This window comes from Pedobacter polysacchareus, from assembly GCF_019802255.1.
Classification (GTDB): domain Bacteria; phylum Bacteroidota; class Bacteroidia; order Sphingobacteriales; family Sphingobacteriaceae; genus Pedobacter; species Pedobacter polysacchareus.
This window is the reverse complement of the sequence record NZ_JAHYSS010000001.1, coordinates 284220-302903: the sequence shown is the minus strand read 5'-3', so window position 1 is coordinate 302903 and position 18684 is coordinate 284220. Positions and strand designations below refer to the sequence as shown.

General features: G+C 41.8%; 14 protein-coding genes. 3 read left to right on the top strand and 11 right to left on the bottom strand.

Going from position 1 to position 18684, the window contains the following annotated elements; all coding sequences use genetic code 11:
- Positions 1 to 109: 109 nt before the first annotated feature.
- Complete coding sequence (locus K7X70_RS01210; protein WP_222535362.1) at positions 110 to 1690, top strand: peptide chain release factor 3; 1581 nt, start codon at positions 110 to 112, stop codon at positions 1688 to 1690.
- Positions 1691 to 1783: 93 nt separating this feature from the next.
- On the opposite strand, the gene K7X70_RS01205 is transcribed toward K7X70_RS01210, so the two are convergent.
- Together K7X70_RS01205 and argH are read right to left on the bottom strand one after the other, a co-directional pair.
- Complete coding sequence (locus K7X70_RS01205; protein WP_222535361.1) at positions 1784 to 3040, bottom strand: pyridoxal phosphate-dependent aminotransferase; 1257 nt, start codon at positions 3038 to 3040, stop codon at positions 1784 to 1786.
- Between the two features lie 24 nt (positions 3041 to 3064).
- Complete coding sequence (argH, locus tag K7X70_RS01200) at positions 3065 to 4396, bottom strand: argininosuccinate lyase (RefSeq protein ID WP_222535360.1); 1332 nt, start codon at positions 4394 to 4396, stop codon at positions 3065 to 3067.
- Between the two features lie 149 nt (positions 4397 to 4545).
- Here argH and K7X70_RS01195 point away from each other — a divergent pair, with 149 nt between their 5' ends.
- Positions 4546 to 7449: a S9 family peptidase gene (locus K7X70_RS01195; RefSeq protein ID WP_222535359.1), complete on the top strand. Its 2904-nt coding sequence runs from the start codon at positions 4546 to 4548 to the stop codon at positions 7447 to 7449.
- Positions 7450 to 7597: 148 nt separating this feature from the next.
- Here the strand turns inward: K7X70_RS01195 and K7X70_RS01190 are convergent, their stop codons facing one another.
- The 9 genes from K7X70_RS01190 to K7X70_RS01150 form a co-directional block, all read right to left on the bottom strand.
- Positions 7598 to 8665, bottom strand: a complete 1068-nt coding sequence (locus K7X70_RS01190; protein ID WP_222535358.1) for a M20 family metallo-hydrolase — start codon at positions 8663 to 8665, stop codon at positions 7598 to 7600.
- A gap of 5 nt (positions 8666 to 8670) precedes the next feature.
- Positions 8671 to 9489: a pyrroline-5-carboxylate reductase gene (gene proC, locus K7X70_RS01185; RefSeq protein WP_222535357.1), complete on the bottom strand. Its 819-nt coding sequence runs from the start codon at positions 9487 to 9489 to the stop codon at positions 8671 to 8673.
- A gap of 43 nt (positions 9490 to 9532) precedes the next feature.
- Positions 9533 to 10321: an acetylglutamate kinase gene (argB, locus tag K7X70_RS01180; RefSeq protein WP_222535356.1), complete on the bottom strand. Its 789-nt coding sequence runs from the start codon at positions 10319 to 10321 to the stop codon at positions 9533 to 9535.
- Between the two features lie 210 nt (positions 10322 to 10531).
- Positions 10532 to 11494: a Rossmann-fold NAD(P)-binding domain-containing protein gene (locus K7X70_RS01175; protein WP_222535355.1), complete on the bottom strand. Its 963-nt coding sequence runs from the start codon at positions 11492 to 11494 to the stop codon at positions 10532 to 10534.
- A gap of 1 nt (position 11495) precedes the next feature.
- Positions 11496 to 12632, bottom strand: coding sequence for an aspartate aminotransferase family protein (locus K7X70_RS01170; protein WP_222535354.1), 1137 nt, complete (start codon positions 12630 to 12632; stop codon positions 11496 to 11498).
- 72 nt (positions 12633 to 12704) lie between these two features.
- Positions 12705 to 13676 (bottom strand): N-acetyl-gamma-glutamyl-phosphate reductase, encoded by a 972-nt coding sequence (gene argC / locus K7X70_RS01165; protein ID WP_222535353.1) that lies wholly within the window; start codon positions 13674 to 13676, stop codon positions 12705 to 12707.
- A complete protein-coding gene (gene argG / locus K7X70_RS01160; protein ID WP_222535352.1) occupies positions 13666 to 14859 on the bottom strand; it encodes an argininosuccinate synthase in 1194 nt (397 codons plus the stop codon). Before argG ends, argC begins: the two co-directional genes overlap by 11 nt.
- A 13-nt stretch (positions 14860 to 14872) precedes the next feature.
- A complete protein-coding gene (locus K7X70_RS01155; protein ID WP_222535351.1) occupies positions 14873 to 15580 on the bottom strand; it encodes a GNAT family N-acetyltransferase in 708 nt (235 codons plus the stop codon).
- A gap of 611 nt (positions 15581 to 16191) precedes the next feature.
- The gene (locus K7X70_RS01150; protein WP_222535350.1) at positions 16192 to 17394 is read right to left on the bottom strand and encodes an NAD(P)/FAD-dependent oxidoreductase; all 1203 of its coding nucleotides are present in this window, start codon (positions 17392 to 17394) and stop codon (positions 16192 to 16194) included.
- Positions 17395 to 17506: 112 nt separating this feature from the next.
- Between K7X70_RS01150 and K7X70_RS01145 the strand changes: the two genes are divergently transcribed.
- Positions 17507 to 18655 carry a M28 family metallopeptidase gene (locus tag K7X70_RS01145; RefSeq protein ID WP_222535349.1) on the top strand — a complete coding sequence of 383 codons (1149 nt, stop codon included), beginning with the start codon at positions 17507 to 17509 and terminating at the stop codon, positions 18653 to 18655.
- Positions 18656 to 18684 lie beyond the last annotated feature (29 nt).

Sequence of the window (18684 nt, the reverse complement as noted above, 5' to 3'; positions counted from 1 at the left end):
TCTTTTGTCTGCTTTTGCTGATTCGCAGCACTATAGGAAGCGATACGATTTCTTTTATATATTATATTTATCTTTGCAGCCTCATCAAGCACAACAGGCTTAATTCTTTATGATTCACCCAGAAATAGAAAAACGAAAAACATTCGCTATTATCAGTCACCCCGATGCCGGTAAAACTACTCTTACGGAGAAGTTTTTACTCTTTGGAGGTGCAATAAATACAGCCGGAGCGGTTAAACGTAACAAGGCAAACCAAAGCAATACTTCCGATTTTATGGAAATTGAGAAACAGCGTGGAATTTCCGTGGCGACCTCAGTAATGGGCTTTGAATATAGTGGAAAACGCATTAATATATTAGATACGCCTGGTCACAAAGACTTCGCGGAAGATACTTACCGTACCTTATCTGCTGTAGACAGCGTTATTTTAGTGGTCGACTGTGTAAAAGGTGTGGAAGAGCAGACCGAAAAACTGATGGCTGTTTGCCGGATGCGGAATACCCCGGTGATTATCTTCATCAATAAGATGGACCGTGAAGGTAAAGATGCGTTCGATCTGTTAGACGAAATTGAAAATAAATTGAACATCAGTCTTTGTCCTTTGTCCTGGCCAATTGGTCAGGGACATACGTTCAAAGGTGTGTATAGCATATATAACAAACATCTGAATCTTTTTGAGCCGGATAAAACTAAAATCAGCGAGTCAGTAATTCAGGTAAACGACCTGAATGATCCTAACCTGAATAATTTCCTGAGACCAAAAGAACTGGATGGCCTGAAAAGCGAACTGGAACTGGTAGAAGGTGTTTATGGCCAGATAGACAAAAGCATGTACACAGAAGGTTTACTTGCCCCTGTGTTTTTTGGTAGTGCGATCAACAACTTTGGGATTAAAGAATTGCTGGATACTTTCGTTCAGATCGCCCCTAGCCCTAGAAGCAGAGAAGCAGAAGAGCGTGAAGTGAAAGTAGATGAAAAGAATTTTAGTGGTTTTGTATTTAAAATACATGCCAATTTAGACCCAAAACACCGTGACCGTATTGCCTTTTTAAGGGTTTGCTCTGGTAAATTTGAGCGTAATAAATTCTATTACCATACCCGTCAGGGGAAAAAGCTAAAGTTCTCCAATCCGATGGATTTCATGGCCAATGAGAAAAGTATTGTAGAAGAAGCATGGCCTGGAGATGTTGTTGGACTATATGACAGCGGAAACTTTAAAATTGGAGATACCTTAACAGAAGGAGAACAATTGAAGTTTAAAGGGATTCCTAGCTTCTCTCCTGAGATCTTTAAAGAGGTGGAGAATAAAGATCCATTGCGTACAAAACAACTGGAAAAAGGCATACAACAGCTTACAGAAGAAGGTGTAGCGCAATTATTTACCGCACAACCTGGTAACCGTAAGATTATTGGTGCAGTTGGTGAGCTGCAGTTTGAGGTAATCGCGTTCCGTCTGGAGCATGAATATGGTGCAAAAGCACATTTCCGTACTTTAAGTTATGGCCGTTCAAACTGGGTGACCTCTAAAGACAAGAAAAAATTAGACGAATTCCTGAAAAGGAAGCAACAGCATATTGGCGAGGATAAGGATGGTAATCCGGTATTCCTTGCGGATAATGACTTCATGATCAATATGACCATGCGCGATTATCCGGATATCGAATTCCACAAAACTTCAGAGTTTAAATAAACGTTCGAAGTTTTCATGAAAAAGCCCCATAAGGTATTGAACTTTATGGGGCTTTTCTTTTTATAGGATTCGTTCCCTTGGTTTTCGGGACTACTACTTAATCAGCTGACTAAGAGCTGATTTAATTCTAGGAATCATGTTTTCAATATCTTTCAATGAACAGCCGCCAACCGAAGCGCGGAACCAGTTCACTGTTTCGTCTGTACCGAAAGCAGAGAAAGGAACTAAGGCCACCTGAGCTTGTTTGATCAGGTAAAAATTCACGTCTGCACTGTTTTTCAACACCTTGCCATCAGGAGTAGTTTTGCCGATATAATCGATCTTTAACGTCAGGTAAATTGCACCCATTGGAATCACTGCATCTACCGCAAAGCCCGCTGATTTTAATTCCTGGAAACCATTATAAAGTGCATCAAGGCTATTTTGAACTTGTTTTTTAAAGGAAGTCAGGTACTGATCAACTAAAGTCGCATCTTTAAAATATTTCGCAACGGCCACTTGTTCTGCTTTAGGTGCCCATGCTCCGATGTGTCCTAGTATTGATTTCATTTTCCCAATCACATTTTCTGGTCCGAAAGCCCATCCTACACGAACTCCTGTAGCCGACAGACATTTAGAGATTCCATCAATATAAATGACGTAATCTTTTAATTCCGGACGTAAGCTCACAGGGTTGATGTGTTCTTTACCGAAAGTCAGTAAAGAATAAATCTGATCGTACATAATGTACAAAGGCTTATCCTCGGGTGCCCTGCTGTCGTTTTCCGCGATTACCGCATCACAGATTTCTTCCAGCTGCTCCTTGGTAAACATCGTTCCTGTAGGATTCAATGGGGAACATAAAGCCAGTAAAGTGGCGCCTTTTAGATGAGGCTTCAACTGTGCTGCAGTAGGCATAAAGTTATTTTCTACAGTCGTTTCCACTGCAATTCCTTTGGCAGAAGAAAGGTGGCAATAATGGTTGTTATTCCATGATGGTGCCGGGTAAATCACTTTATCTCCCGGATCGATTAAGGCCAGATAGGTCGCATAAATTAAAGGGCGGGATCCACCTGCAACCAGAATATCCGAACTGCTGTAACTTAAGTCGTACCTGTCTTTTAAAACACCTACTACCGTTTCGCGCAATGGTAAAATACCTTCTGCAGGCGGGTAATTGGTTTGATTATGGTGATAAGCATCAATAATTTCCTCTTTCAGTTCAGCGGGAATCGGAAAAATAGAAGGGTCGAAATCACCGATGGTCAGGTTTGCAATTTCTGCACCCTTTCGCTTCATTTCATTCACTTCATTCCCAATTTTAATGATTTCCGAACCGATAAGCGTGTTAGCTAATACTGATACTTTCATTGTATTTTATTTATATATGAATAATTAAGCCAGCAATTTTTCAATTGCGGCAGTCGTTTGCTCAAATTTGAACTGGGAGAGCACTTCATTCATCATCCCTTTAATTTCCGGATTGCAAAGATTACCGATACTACCTTCATGGGTATGATTTAATTCCGTAGAAGGTGAGAATGTGCCCTTTTCAATGGATTCTCCAACAATTTTATAAGCCTCTCTGAAAGGAACCCCTTTTAAAGCCAGTTCATTTACTACTTCAACGCTGAACAGGTAAGCATATTTTTTATCTGTCAGGATATTGTCTTTAATGCGGATGTGCTGCAGCATGTAAGTGGTCATTTCCAGACATTCATTCAGAGAAGTAATGGCAGGAAAAAGGTTTTCTTTTAGCAACTGCAGGTCGCGGTGGTATCCTGAAGGCAAGTTTGTGGTCATCAATGCAATTTCATTCGGCAGGGCCTGAATTTTATTACATCTGGAGCGGATCAATTCAAAAACATCCGGGTTCTTTTTATGAGGCATGATGCTCGAACCTGTGGTTAACTCATCAGGAAAGGTGATAAATCCAAAATTCTGGTTGATAAACAAGCACACATCCATGGCCATTTTAGCCAATGAAGCAGCTACTGAAGACATTGCCTGTGCCAGTACGCGTTCCGTTTTTCCGCGTCCCATCTGTGCATATACCACATTATAATTGAGTCTTTCGAAACCCAGCAATGCTGTTGTCATCGTTCTGTTCAAAGGAAAAGAAGAGCCATAACCTGCTGCAGATCCCAGCGGGTTTTTGTTGCAGATTTTATAAGCGGCCAGCATCATTTCCATATCATCTACCAGACTTTCCGCATAAGCACCGAACCATAGGCCAAAAGAGGAAGGCATGGCGATCTGTAAATGCGTATAACCTGGAAGTAACTTGTCTTTATGGGTATTGCTAAGCTCAATCAGCTGTTCAAAAAGTACAGTAGTATTGCCCACCATTTCTTCGATACAGCTTCTAAAATAAAGTTTTAAATCTACCAGAACCTGATCATTACGGGAGCGTCCGCTATGAATTTTCTTACCCGCTTCGCCGATACGCTGAGTCAGCAGCCACTCAACCTGCGAGTGTACATCTTCTACCGTATCATCGATGGTAAATTTCCCTGCGGCGATATCCGAGTAAATATGTTTCAATTCTGTTTGAATTTCTACCAGTTCCGGCGCAGTTAACAGGCCGATACTTTCCAGCATTTCCACATGAGCCAAAGAGCCCAACACATCAAAAGCTGCCATTTGTAAATCCAGTTCCCTGTCTTTACCTACAGTAAAAGTTTCAATATCTTTATTTACGTCTACGTTTTTCTGCCAAATCTTCATTTATCAATCTATAGTTTAGGTTCTTTAAGGGCTAAAGTTATTTTGCAAAAATACAATAATTACGCTATAAAGGAGGCTTGTACAATTTTCTTGTCACATTAGAATATTGTTAAACTAAAACAATAATTTAGGGGAAACCTTCAAACAAAATGAACAGAATCAAGTACTCGCTCTTATTCTTGCTCCTACCCTTCAGCTCAGGGGTACTGGCACAACAGAAACCGGCACTGAGCTGGAAGGATGTCTCCAAATGGAATTACATCAGAAGTAACACCTATAGCCTGGCTCCTAACGGACAATGGCTTTCCTGGGCAAAGGGCCCTACTGAAGGAGACCTTCAGATGGTGATCAGAAAAGTTTCAGATACCCTCAATTTCATTTATCCGATCGGTGCCACCGCCTCCCCTGTTTTCTTTTCTAAAGACGCTAAATATGCTGCTTTTAAAGTCTCCGCGAAAGATGCGGAGGTGAAAGCCGTTAAGAAAACCATGAAACCGATTTACGATCAGCTTTTACTGGTTTCCTTACCGGGGAATCAAAAGACAACTTTTGAAAAGGTCAAGGCTTTCAGCTTTTCTGCGGACAACCCGGATTGGCTGGCCATTCATTTCATACCCGCAGAAGGTGCCTCAAAAGATAAAGACGCAGCAAAAGGAACCGATTTACTACTGTATCAATTGAGTACAAAAAAGAGTTTTAACCTGGGCAATGTATCCGAATATGCCTTTAATAAGACGGGAAACGTTCTGGCTTATATCATTGATGCAAATGGACAAAATGGAAACGGGATTTTCATCAGAGACATGAAAACCGGACTGATCACCGCATTGGAAAATGATAAGGCGAATTATAAAAACATCAACTGGAACGAGGATGGAGATGCTTTTGCCTTACTCAAATCCAACAAGAATGAAAAATATAAAGAAGATGTCTTTACCGTCATCGGGATCAATAAAATTGCTGGAGAACTGAGTAATAAGGTTTCCTTTAATGGCACATCGGCTAAAAATTTCCCGGCTAACATGGGGATTAGCGGCAATGGCAGACCTTATTGGTCGGACGACCAGGCGAGTTTGTTTTTTGGCATCAGTGTTCAGGAAAAGAAAGCCGACAGCACCGATAAAAAATCCAGCAGCAATCCGGCAGCAAGCAAAGCAAGCGGTAAAACTGATAGTATTAAAACCAAGGCCGACAGCACTGGAAAAACTAAACCAGACCAAAAAGCTTTGGCAAAAGCTGACATTGAAAAGCCAGATATGATCATTTGGAACTGGCAGGACAAACGCCTGCAATCTGCACAGCAAACACAGGAAACCAGGGATAAAAACTATAGCTATCTGAGTGCTTACCGCATTGCTGATCAAAAATTCAGTCAGCTGGCAGACAGCACGTTAAAAAACGTTGTAATGGCCCCGAAAAACCGGTATGCAATTGGCTATGACGACTCAAACTATGAATTAATGAGGAATCTGGATGGACAGGGTTATACCGACATTTATGTAATCGACCTAAAAACAGGGAATAAAAAACGTGTTTTTGAGAAGTTTTATACCGCTGGACGTGACCTTTTCAACCTTTCTCCGAATGGAAAATGGGCTACTTACAGTAAAGATGGTGCTTTTTACAGCATCAATCTGGAAACTTTGGAACAGTATAACCTGACCAAAAACATCAAATCCTCTTTTGTGGATGAATTAGACGACCATAACGTGCTTAAACCTGAAACGCCCAATTTCGGCTGGTCTGCGGATTCTAAATATGCGCTGATCAAAGACAACTACGATTTGTGGCGGATTTCTGCAGATGGAAAAACGGCAGTTTCTCTTTCTGACAACTGGAAAAGCAAAAAGCAGGAGGTCACAGAAAGGTTCTCCATTTACCAGAGAGAGAAGGGAACAGACCTGACTAAAGACCAATATTTCCTTGTTTTCAATCAGCAGAATAAAAATTCTGGCATTGGGTTATTGGAAGCTGGTAAAACGACGATCAAACCACTATTTGTAGATGCTCATGTTTATGGAGGCTTGAAAAAAGCGACGGATGCGAATGTTTTCATTTATATGAAGTACGATAATGAAAAATCCCCGGAAATGTATTCTACTACCGCGGCTACGCTTGCCAGCGCGAAGCAAATCAGCAAAAACACACCTGATCAGGGCAAGTATGCCTGGTCTTCTGGTGTTAAACTGATCAACTATGTAAGCGCAAATGGCGATTCACTACAAGCTGTTTTATATTTACCGGCGAACTATCAGGAAGGAAAAAGTTATCCGACGATTACTTATATCTACGAGCGCTTAACCAATGAAATGAATGTTTATTCCATGCCTGCCTTTCCTGGCGGAGGTTTCAACAGAGCCATGTACAACAGCAATGGATATGCGGTTTTAATGCCTGATATCAAGTACAAGTTAAACGATCCGGGGATGTCGGCAGTGGCTTGTGTGGTTCCGGCAGTAAAAGCAGCGATTGCTACCGGGATTGTAGATGAGCAACGCGTAGCGATTCACGGACACTCCTGGGGAGGTTATCAAACTTCCTTCCTGATTACTCAAACCAACATCTTTAAAGCAGCCGCAGCGGGAGCACCACTAACCAATATGATCAGTATGTACAGTCTGATTTATTGGAATAGCGGAGGGACCAATCAAGCGATCTTTGAAGCCAGCCAAGGCAGATTAACTCCTGGTTATTGGGACAATTGGGAGGCCTTTACCCGCAACTCTCCGATCTATCACATCAAAAAAGTACAAACACCATTGTTGTTACTGCACAATGATAAAGACGGCGCGGTAGATTATACCCAAGGAATTGAGTACTATAACGGCCTGAGAAGGTTAAATAAACCGGTCGTAATGATCACTTATCGCGGTGAAAATCACGGGATTGCTAAAATGCCGAACAGAAAAGATTATGCAGTCCGCATGATGGAATATTTCGACTATATGCTAAAGGATAAGCCTGCACCGGATTGGTGGGCAAAAGGAATCAACCGTTCAGATATGGAAAAACATCTGGAAGCCAGAGCATTTGAAAATACGGAAGAGCAATAGCCTACAAAGCATAAAGAAAAGACCTCAAACAAACAGGCCGCAAGATCAAAAATCCTGCGGCCTGTGTTTTTCAAAATTGTCATGATCAGGGCATCCTATCTACAGCAATCTGAAAGCACTCTGTGATTTCTTTTAAACGATCGCCTTTCTATTTTCCGTTAATCACGGGTTTTAACATCTCGATATATAACTTAATTCCTTCTTCTACTTCATTCACAAACACATATTCATCTGCCATGTGAGAACGTGCAGAGTCACCAGGCCCAACTTTCAAAGAAGGAATGCTCAGCAATGCCTGATCTGAGGTAGTTGGAGAACCATAAGTTGTTCTTCCCAATGCGATGCCAGCACGTACAATAGGGTGTTCCTTCTCAATTGAGGAAGGCTTCAACCTGACAGATCTCGGAGTTACCGTACAATCCACGTTTGTTCTGATAATTTTCAAAACCTCTTCATTTGCATAAGCATCTGTTACCCTTACATCGACTGTAAAAGTACAGGTTGCAGGCACCACATTGTGCTGAGAACCGGCATTGATAATCGTTACCGACATTTTCAATGGCCCAAACATCTCTGAAACCTTTGAAAAACGGTAATTGCGGAACCATTCAATATCTTTCAGAGCTTTATAGATGGCATTGTCGCCTTCTTCGCGGGCAGCATGCCCCGCTTTTCCGGTACTTACGCAATCCAGCACTAGTAAACCGCGTTCAGCAACGGCTAAATTCATTAAAGTAGGCTCGCCAACAATTGCAAATTCCAGCTCACCAAGGTCTGGAAGGATACATTCCAGTCCGTTATTTCCAGAGATCTCCTCTTCTGCGGTAGCGGCCAGACATACGTTATAACTCAAACCTTCCTGGTTATAGAAGTATAGAAAGGTCGCTATAAGCGAAACCAGGCATCCTCCTGCATCATTACTGCCCAGTCCATATAATTTACCATCTTCAACGGTTGGCGCGAAAGGATCGCGTGTATAGCCCGAATTTGGCTTCACCGTGTCATGATGTGAATTTAACAGGAGGGTTGGCTTTTTCGGATCAAAATGCTTGTTATAAGCCCACACATTATTCAATTTGCGATGAGTTTTTACCTCACGCATCTGCAAAAACTGTTCAATTACATCAGCGGTCCGATCTTCTTCTTTTGAAAATGAAGAGATGCTAATCAATTGTTTCAACAGTTCTAAACTATCTTTTTGCAGTTGTTCTATCATAATTTTTATTCTTTGGTATATAAAGCGCCGGCTTTTTGTGCCGACAGCTTGATGCCTTTAATCAAAGAGGAGCTAAAGCCATTGTGCTCCATCTCATTTAACCCGGCAATGGTACAGCCTTTCGGCGATGTTACTTTATCTATTTCCTGCTCTGGGTGGGACTGCATCTGCAACAGCAGATCCGCGGCTCCTTTTGCGGTCTGAACCGCCATTTTCAACGCTTCATCTGCATGGAAACCGATTTCCACTCCTCCTTGTGAAGCGGCTCTGATCCCTCTTAAAAAGAAAGCAATTCCACAGGCACAAAGTGCGGTAGCGGCTGTCATTAAGTCTTCATTTATTTTCACTACCGCTCCTACCGTTTCAAACATACGGGTCACTTCTTCCATATATTCTGCTGAAGCCTGATCGGTAGCGATGCAAGTCATGGATTGCCCGATGGCGATGGCCGTATTTGGCATTGCGCGAACGACCTGGGCTTCCTCACCCAACTTACTTCTAATGTCTGCGCAGCTCACACCGGAGGCCACAGAGATAAAAAGATGCTTTTTCAAATCTACCGAAGGGCGGATCAGATCCATTAACTGGTTTAACTGCTGCGGCAAAACTGCCAGCACAATCACATCTGAGGCCGCAACAACAGCTGCATTATCACCACTTACCACAAAGCCTTGTTCGGCAAAGGGGGCTAGGTTATCCACGTTTCTTCTGGTTAAACTAATCTGACCGGGTGCGGCATAATTTGCTTTTACGAGTCCCCTGGCCAAAGAAATGCCGATATTTCCGCTTCCTAAAATGGCGATATTGCCGTTAAACTGTTTCATCTTTTTATGGTTTGGTTAGTGATTGATCTGGGTATTCAAAAAATTACATGATTAACCGGGTTCCGAAACCCGCTTCATTTAGCTGAGGAAGTTCATCGGCCTTGCCGATATACACCGCAGCGACTCCTTTTTTTATCGCATCAAAAGCATTGTGCAATTTAGGGATCATACCTCCGGAAACTACACCTTCGGCTTTTAGTCCTTCAAATTCTTCCATTTTAATCTCGGGAACCAAGGAATGATCATCTTCTATATCGCGCATAACGCCTCTTTTTTCAAAACAATACACCAATACGGTATCGTATAAATCAGACATGGCTACAGCCACGGCAGAAGCAATGGTATCCGCATTGGTATTTAACAGCTGACTTTCGCCATCGTGCGTGATCGCACATAAAACGGGGACTAACCCGGCTTTTAGCAGGCTATCTAGAGTGCCGGAAGCCACAGAATTTTCATCCAGGTCTCCTACAAATCCATAGTCAATATCTTTTACAGGGCGTTTAACCGCCTTGATGATGTTTCCATCGGCACCAGTCAGGCCGATGGCATTACAGCCTTTAGCTTGTAATTGCGCCACCATATTTTTGTTGATCAGACCGGCATATACCATGGTCACGATTCTAAGCGTTTCAATGTCGGTAATGCGGCGGCCTTCTACCATTTTCGCTTCTACGCCCAGGGAAACCCCTAGTTCAGTAGCGATTTTTCCACCCCCATGAATTAAAATCTTATCACCGGAAAGTGCCTTAAAGTCCAGTAAGAACTGATGCAGTTTCTCTGAGTTGTCAATTACATTTCCACCGATTTTAATTACACTTAGTTTCTTCATTTTTAATCAATATGTTTTCAATATTTCAGGCTTTATAAAGCCCATTTTCTTTCTTGACCTTAAAAATACTGGCCATTTACCCTTTTTCTGGTGACAATGCCAGCAGGAAATTCCAGCTCATTTTATCGCCAACTGGTTTACTGGGCATCGCATAATTTTAGCGATATAAAAAAAGGATGTTGGATTTACCCCAACATCCCTTACTGAAATTTATAATTTTTCCAGGACTGCTTTCAGGACTGCCTGTGCGGCCCATAAACGATTTCCTGCTTCTTGTATGACCAAAGAATTTGGTCCGTCCAAGACTTCCGAAGATAGTTCCAGGTCCCGGCGTACAGGCAAACAATGCATTACTTTCGCATCATTTGTCACTTTTAACCGTTCATTGGTGATCATCCATCCTTCAGGAAAAGGCAATACCTTTCCATATTGTTTATAGCTCGACCAGTTTTTTACATAGATATAATCGGCATCTTGCAAGGCCTCATCTATGTTATGACTGATATTCGCCCCTGGCGTAAAGTCTTTAGAAAGCTCATAACCTACTGGCTGTACGATTGTGAAATCCAGGATTCCTTCTTCCTGTGCTTTACACATCCATTCCGAAAATGAATTTGGCACTGCCTGCGGCAAAGCCTTGATGTGAGGCGCCCAGGCTAAAACCACCTTAGGTTTTTTAGCCCCTTTCCAGGTTTCTTTGATCGTTACCAGATCCGCCAGACTTTGTAAAGGGTGACGCGTAGCACTTTCTAAACTCAGTACCGGAACACCGCAAAAGCTAATAAATTTATTAAAAAACTCTTCGTTATAATCCTCGTCTCTGTTTACTAATTTCGGAAAAGAACGTAAGCCCAGCACATCACAATACTGGCCCATTACTGCTGCAGCCTCTCTAATATGTTCTACAGTATTGCCGTTCATCACTACACCATCACGTGTTTCCAATGCCCAGCCTTCCTTGTCCATATTCATCACCATCACATTCATCCCAAGGTTCAGCGCTGCTTTTTGCGTGCTTAAGCGGGTGCGCAGGCTAGGGTTTAGAAAAACCAGCCCTAAAGTCTTGTTTTTCCCTAATTCCTGATGTGCGTAAGGGCTCTTTTTCAAGGCCAATGCCGCTTCTACTAACTCTTTGATGTCATCAACATCATTTACTGAAGTGAATTGTTTCATCTTATGATCCTGTTAAAGCGGTTTTAAAATGGGTTAAAAACTGATCGGCCTGTGCTTTCGTTAAGTTTAAAGCTGGCAATAGTCTGATGACATTCGGTTTTGCCTCACCGGTAAAGATATGGTGCTTAAACAGCAGGTCTTTCTTTACGTTTGGCAAGCTTGCCGGAAGTTCGATACCGATCATTAATCCACGGCCGCGAACTTCAACAATACCTTCAATTTTTTTCAGTTCCGAGATCAGATAAGTACCAACTTCTTCTGCATTTTTCATCAGCTGGTCTTGATCCATGATTTCCAATACAGATAATGCAGCGGCACAAGCCAGGTGATTACCCCCGAAAGTAGTCCCTAACATACCATGCCAAGGTTTAAATTTCGGAGCGATGGAGATTCCTCCTACTGGAAAACCATTGCCCATCCCTTTTGCCATAGTATATATGTCTGCATCAACGCCAGCATAGTCATGAGAATAGAATTTCCCCGTTCTGCCGTAACCGCATTGTACGCTATCTGCGATATAAAGCGCATTATATTGATCGCATAGCGAACGGATTTTTTGAAGGAAGCCAATTGAAGCTTCTTTAATCCCTCCAACACCTTGAATACCTTCAATGATGACTGCACAAACTTCGTTGCCATAAGCTGCGAAAGCGGCTTCTAAGGCTGCTTCATCATTGTGAGGAAGGAAAACAACGTTTTCTGTTTCATTAACCGGGGCAATAATTTTTGGGTTGTCAGTAGCAGCAACTGCCAATGATGTTCTTCCGTGGAAGGCGCCTTTAAAGGCAATAATTTTTTTACGTCCGTTATAAAAAGAAGCTAGTTTCAATGCATTTTCATTTGCTTCTGCGCCTGAATTACATAAAAATAACTGGTAATCTACTTTTCCAGATACTTTCCCCAGCTTTTCCGCCAGTTCTACCTGTAAAGGAATTAACACGGAATTAGAATAAAATCCTACTTTATTCAACTGATCAGTCAGTCTTTTCACATAGTGAGGATGCGTATGACCGATAGAGATCACGGCATGACCGCCATAAAGGTCTAAATATTCCTGGCCTTCGGCATCCCAAACGGTACTGCCTGCAGCTTTTACGATTTCAATATTGTTTAACGGGTATACGTCAAATAAGTTCATTTTTTGAAGGTTTGAATAAGTGATTAAAGATTAAACAGTTCCTGAACTACGTTCAGCACAGCGGGATTTTAATTAAAATCCTGCTGCTTTAAGCGCCAGACCCTGCCGCTCTTCCAGTCCAAAAATCAAATTCATATTCTGCACCGCTTGTCCGCTCGCCCCTTTTAATAAATTATCAATGATACTGATTACAAATAGCTTGTTACCATGTTTTTCTACATGTACCAATGCTTTATTTGTGTTCACCACCTGTTTCAAATCTATATTTTTCTTACTCACATGCGTAAAAGGATGTGCCGCATAATAATCCTCATATAAGGTTTGTGCTTCCTCGGCTGTCAGGTCGCTTTCCACATACATGGAAGCCAAAATCCCCCTTGGAAAATCACCACGCTGCGGGATGAAATTCAGGACGCCATCAAAATCCGGGTCCATCTGTATCAGGCTTTCGCCGATTTCATTCAGGTGCTGGTGTTCAAAAGCCTTATAAATTGATAGGTTATTGTTGCGCCAGCTGAAATGAGAGGTTGGTGATAAGCTTTGTCCCGCGCCGGTAGAACCGGTAGTCGCGTTCACATGAACTTCCCCTTTTAACAAGCCTTTAGCTGCCAGTGGCAATAATCCCAACTGGATACAGGTGGCAAAACAGCCTGGATTTGCAATATAATTCGCGGTTTTAATGCGATCACGATTCAGTTCTGGTAAACCATAAACCCAATCCTGTCCTGCTGCAGCTTTCAATCTAAAATCCTGACTCAAGTCAATGATTTTAATTCCTTCAGCAACCGGATTCGCATCTAAAAATTTTTTCGCATCTCCATGACCGACACATAAAAACAACACGTCGATATCCGAGGATAGTTCTCCGGTAAAACGAATGTCGGTATCTCCAAAAAGATCCGTGTGTACGTCAGAGATCAGGTTTCCTGCATTGCTTTTGCTATTTACAAAAACAATATCCACCGAAGGGTGGTTGATCAGCAAACGCAGCATCTCTCCGCCCGTATAACCGGCACCGCCAACGATTCCTGCTCTAACTCTCATCGCTGTTCACTTTGTGCCAGATCATTACCTGGTTACCAAAAATCTTAGAGAAACCTTTCACATCTTCACCACTCCATGCATTGTTCATTTCGCCATAGCTACCGAATTTATTGCTCATTAAATCATGTGCAGACTCGATACCAATAATTTGGAAACGGTAAGGCAACAATTCTACGAATACTTTTCCGCTCACCGTTTTCTGTGTATCTGCAAGGAAAGCTTCGATATTACGCATGATTGGATCATGAAACTGACCTTCATGCAGCCAGTTTCCATAAAAAGAACCCAATTGCTCTTTCCATGACAACTGCCATTTTGTTAGCGTATGTTTTTCTAAAGTATGGTGTGCTTTGATGATCACCATTGGTGCTGCAGCTTCAAAACCTACACGACCTTTAATACCGATAATGGTATCACCCACGTGAATGTCTCTTCCAATACCATAAGGCTGTGCAATGGCTTGTAATTTTTGGATGGCTGCAACCGGAGCTAATGTTTCTCCATCGATACCTACCAGCTCTCCTTTTTCGAAAGTCAGCTCCAATTTACGTGGCTCCGTTTCCGAAACTTGTGTTGGCCATGCTTCTTCAGGTAAAGTTTCATGAGAAGTTAAAGTTTCTTTTCCTCCTACAGAAGTACCCCATAACCCTTTATTGATAGAATATCTTGCTTTTTCGGCACTGTATTCAACGCCATGTTTGGCTAAATATTCTATTTCCGCTTCACGCGATAATTTTAAATCTCTGATTGGTGTGATGATTTCTACATTCGGGATGATGATGTTAAAAATCATATCGAAACGCACTTGATCATTTCCTGCACCGGTACTTCCGTGAGCAACATAATCAGCACCAATTTTTTTCACATAGTTTGCAATGGCTGTTGCCTGACTTACGCGTTCTGCACTTACAGAAAGCGGATAAGTCGCGTTTTTCAACACATTACCAAACACTAAATATTTAATACAGCCTTCATAATAGTTGGCAGTTTCATCTACTACGGCATGAGAAGCTACCCCTAAAGCGTAAGCACGTTTTTCAATCTCTTGTAATTCTTCCTCAGAAAAACCACCAGTATTAACAATCACAGAGTGAACTTCCATTCCACGATCCTGTGCCAAATAAATACAACAAAACGAAGTATCCAAACCTCCGCTAAAAGCTAAAACAACTTTTTTCTTCATCTTAAAATAACAGCTATTTAAATAAAAAGGTAAACAATAATAATAACAGGGCTTTTACCCCCCCTTTTCCCGAAGATTTAGGTTTTAACACCAATCTTTGTTTGATGCGCATAAAGCGTTCATACAATTTCGGCTTGCGCGCTAATTCTTCTGCAAATTTCTTTGCCACATCGTGCTTTTGAGTTGCTGGATCGTATAACATTGCGGTACACATGCAATTTTTACGTTCCTTCATCGTCAGGATTTCAAAGTTCACGCAACTTTGACACCCTTTCCAGAAATCTTCATCCTGGGTAAGTTCTGAGTAGGTAACCGGTTCGTAACCAAGGTCGGAATTGATCTTCATGACGGCCAAACCAGTTGTTAGTCCAAAAATTTTGGCTTTCGGATATTTCTGTCTGGAAAGTTCGAAGATTTTTTCTTTGATGGCATGAGCGAGCCCGGCCTTTCGGAATTTAGGACTTACAATGAGGCCAGAGTTGGCCACAAATTGTCCATGACTCCAGGTTTCGATGTAACAGAAACCTGCCCAACTTCCATCTTTATGGAAGGCGATAACAGATTTTCCATCCGAAATTTTACCTGCAACGTACTCCGGAGAGCGTTTAGCGATACCTGTACCACGTGCTTTGGCCGATTCGGCCATTTCTTCGCAAATTTCTTCGGCAAAGACACGATGTTCAGGAAGTGCAACTTGCACTATAAAATCGTTTGTATTCATTAATAGGTTAACGAAAAAAAATAAATGTTCTGATTAATTGTTTTTTAAGAGGCAATCCTCTATGGAAATGTACTGAGGGTTACTCAGAAATGATTCAAATCCGGGGCGTGAAATTTTGCCGATTAGTGGTAACAGAAAATATGGGTCGCAAACGGACAATAAACAGACTTTTGGAAGCAATATTCTTTGCTTCTACAATAGAAAGTTTATGTATAATTTGCTTAATCATTTCTTGTGTCTGATACTTCTTTAAAATAGTTGAGGCGCAAAGGTTTAAATAAATATTGAGTTGTGCAATACGTTTTTAATTTTTTTACATTTTTACGTAAAAAAAGATGGAATTAAAAACGGAGTGCCTTTCTCTCCTTTCGCTATCAAAAATTATCAAATATCAGGCCCCTTTTTCAAGCTTTTTCTTTTTGCCCTCCCTTTCTATTTATTAGCCAGTTTTAAACGTCATATCCTGTCAATTTTATTGTAAGTCTGTTTCTCCAGATATTATCTTTTAGTTCAAAAATAAGCTAATAGATAAAAGCATGATCCCTTTAAGCATTAAGTTTTCATTAATTTTTCAAAAACAGAAAATACATAAATGACTTAAAAACAACATTTTACCTGCCAAATCTAAAATAATGTGACAGTAAGCCAGGCATGCCTTTCATCATCTCTGGAATGATGTCCATTCCTGCTATAGAGAAAGTGATGCCATTTCCGCCGAAGCCCAGGACGAAATAGCTGTTGGGAAACTTTGGATGGGCTCCGATATAGGGTAATCCGTCTTTGGTTTCTCCAAAGGTACCGCACCAGCAGAAATCCTCAACAAACTGATGATCCGGGAGATACGTTTTTAACGTTTTGATCAGTCGATCTCTTTTTTTGCCAAGCAGCGCATCTCTAAGCCCCGGATTTTTAAAGTTTTCATCTTCACCGCCAACCAATAACCGGCCATCAGCGGTACTCCGCATATACAGATATGGGGTGTCTGTATTCCAAAATAGCGTGTTTTCCAGTTCTGGTGATAAGCTATGGTCCTTTTCACTCACCATGGCATAAGTACTTTTTAGGGAAACCACCTTTTCCGGTAACATCGCCTGTGTTTCATAACCCGTGCAGTAAATCACCTTTCCTGCGGTAATCTGCAGCCCGGTTTCCAGCTCCACCAGTACCTTATCTTTTTCGTATTTCACCTTTTTCAGTGCCGTCTTGTCAAATACCCGCAGCCCTTTTTTGGCGTTGTAATGGAGCAGATCATGTGCCAGGCAAAAAGCATCCACACTTCCTCCATCTTCAGATAAAATCCCGCCTTCTGCCAGAATGCCATAGCGCTCTTTAATTTCTTTCTTCTCTAGCCAGCTGACAGCGAAACCCGCCGTTTTCCGGGCTTCAAATTCTGTTTTCAGCCAGGATACATCTTTACGCCTGCCTGCAAAATAAAGAGATTCTTTACGCTCAAATCCGCAGGGCGATGCAATCTCCTTTACCAAATCTTTTAAGGTATAAATGGCATCTCTACAAGCTTTATAACTGGCAATCGCGCCTTGCGCGCCAATCATTTCCGTTAACTTATAAAGTGGCACATCAATCTCGTATTGGAGCATAGAGGTCGTCGCTGAACTGCTGCCATTAGCGATTTCTCTTTTGTCTATCAATACGGTATCATATCCTTGCTTCATCATGGAATGCGCCATTAAGGCACCTGTAATGCCACTTCCTACAATCAGAACTTCGCAAATGATGTTTTCCTTCAAGGAAGGGTAAGTATGCAGCAATCCATTTTTTACTAGCCAGAAGGGTTCATTAGATCGAATGTTCATATTTTAGAGATCAGGTATAGGGGTTCCCTGCAATAACAATACTTTTACCGATCTGTTTTAATCCGTCACAGGTTTAAATCCCTTATATTCGTTTTCAAACCCCTGCCCTTAGATGAAAAAGCTGATGTTTATCTTCCTGTTTATTTTTACAAAACCGGTCTTCGGGCAAGATTTAAAAATGGCTAGAAAGGTGATAGACACCCTGACTTCCAGGGAAATGTGGGGACGGGGTTATACCAAGGATGGCATGGCGAAAGCGGCCAGCTTTATCAGCTCCTCATTTGCCGCTTACGGCTTAGTTCCGATGGATGGAAATGACTTCAAACAGGTTTTCAGCTATCCGGCAAACACCTTTCCTGGCGAAATGATGCTGCGTATCAATGGAAAAATACTCCTTCCGGGAAAGGATTTTCTGCTGAGCCCCGAAAGTAGAGGACTAAAAGAGGAAAATCTCACCTTAGCACAAAAAGACAGTGTCAGTTTTATCAATGCCGAACATCGGCTGCTTGTCCTACTGAAAGATAAGCTGACCTGGTCTGTAGCGCCGGAAGCAGCTGATTATACGGTTATAGAAGTCGATAAAAAAGCAATAACTGAGATTCCTGAAAAGATATCGATTCACATTGAAAATAAATTTCTGCCTGAATTCCAGGCGGCCAATGTTTGTGCCATGGTAAAAGGCACACAGTATCCGGATTCGATCCTGTTAATGACCGCACATTACGATCACCTGGGGAGTTTAGGGAAGGCTACTTATTTTCCCGGAGCCAATGATAATGCCAGTGGAATCGCGCTCTTGCTGAACCTCTCAAAATATTACGCCAGGTACCCTCAGCGGTATACGATCGCTTTTATCGGCTTTGCAGGTGAAGAAAATGGCTTACAAGGCTCCAGATATTTCACGGAACATCCTTTAATTGACCTTCATCACATCCGGTTCTTGATGAATGTAGATATGGTGGGTACTGGTGAAAACGGCATTACAGTAGTCAACGCCACGCTTCACCCCAAAGAATTCGCCTTACTACAGCAAATCAATCAAAACAAAAAGTACCTGAGTAAAATCAACTCCAGAGGTAAAGCTGCCAATAGCGACCACTATTTTTTCACAGAGAAAGGTGTACCTGCTTTTTTCCTGTATACGCAGGGCGGAATTGCGGCCTATCACGACATCAATGATCTATCTTTAACCTTGCCCTTAACCAAGTTTGAAGACCTTTTCAGGTTGTTTATTGACTTTAATAAAGCTTTAATGAAATAGAAACGTCATACGGTTACTCGCATTTAACT

Bases quoted from the DNA above. Each gene is read 5' to 3' on its own strand.
- K7X70_RS01210 (WP_222535362.1), top strand. From the start codon at position 110: ATGATTCACCCAGAAATAGAAAAACGAAAAACATTCGCTATTATCAGT.
- K7X70_RS01205 (WP_222535361.1), bottom strand. From the start codon at position 3,040: ATGAAAGTATCAGTATTAGCTAACACGCTTATCGGTTCGGAAATCATT.
- argH (WP_222535360.1), bottom strand. From the start codon at position 4,396: ATGAAGATTTGGCAGAAAAACGTAGACGTAAATAAAGATATTGAAACT.
- K7X70_RS01195 (WP_222535359.1), top strand. From the start codon at position 4,546: ATGAACAGAATCAAGTACTCGCTCTTATTCTTGCTCCTACCCTTCAGC.
- K7X70_RS01190 (WP_222535358.1), bottom strand. From the start codon at position 8,665: ATGATAGAACAACTGCAAAAAGATAGTTTAGAACTGTTGAAACAATTG.
- proC (WP_222535357.1), bottom strand. From the start codon at position 9,489: ATGAAACAGTTTAACGGCAATATCGCCATTTTAGGAAGCGGAAATATC.
- argB (WP_222535356.1), bottom strand. From the start codon at position 10,321: ATGAAGAAACTAAGTGTAATTAAAATCGGTGGAAATGTAATTGACAAC.
- K7X70_RS01175 (WP_222535355.1), bottom strand. From the start codon at position 11,494: ATGAAACAATTCACTTCAGTAAATGATGTTGATGACATCAAAGAGTTA.
- K7X70_RS01170 (WP_222535354.1), bottom strand. From the start codon at position 12,632: ATGAACTTATTTGACGTATACCCGTTAAACAATATTGAAATCGTAAAA.
- argC (WP_222535353.1), bottom strand. From the start codon at position 13,676: ATGAGAGTTAGAGCAGGAATCGTTGGCGGTGCCGGTTATACGGGCGGA.
- argG (WP_222535352.1), bottom strand. From the start codon at position 14,859: ATGAAGAAAAAAGTTGTTTTAGCTTTTAGCGGAGGTTTGGATACTTCG.
- K7X70_RS01155 (WP_222535351.1), bottom strand. From the start codon at position 15,580: ATGAATACAAACGATTTTATAGTGCAAGTTGCACTTCCTGAACATCGT.
- K7X70_RS01150 (WP_222535350.1), bottom strand. From the start codon at position 17,394: ATGAACATTCGATCTAATGAACCCTTCTGGCTAGTAAAAAATGGATTG.
- K7X70_RS01145 (WP_222535349.1), top strand. From the start codon at position 17,507: ATGAAAAAGCTGATGTTTATCTTCCTGTTTATTTTTACAAAACCGGTC.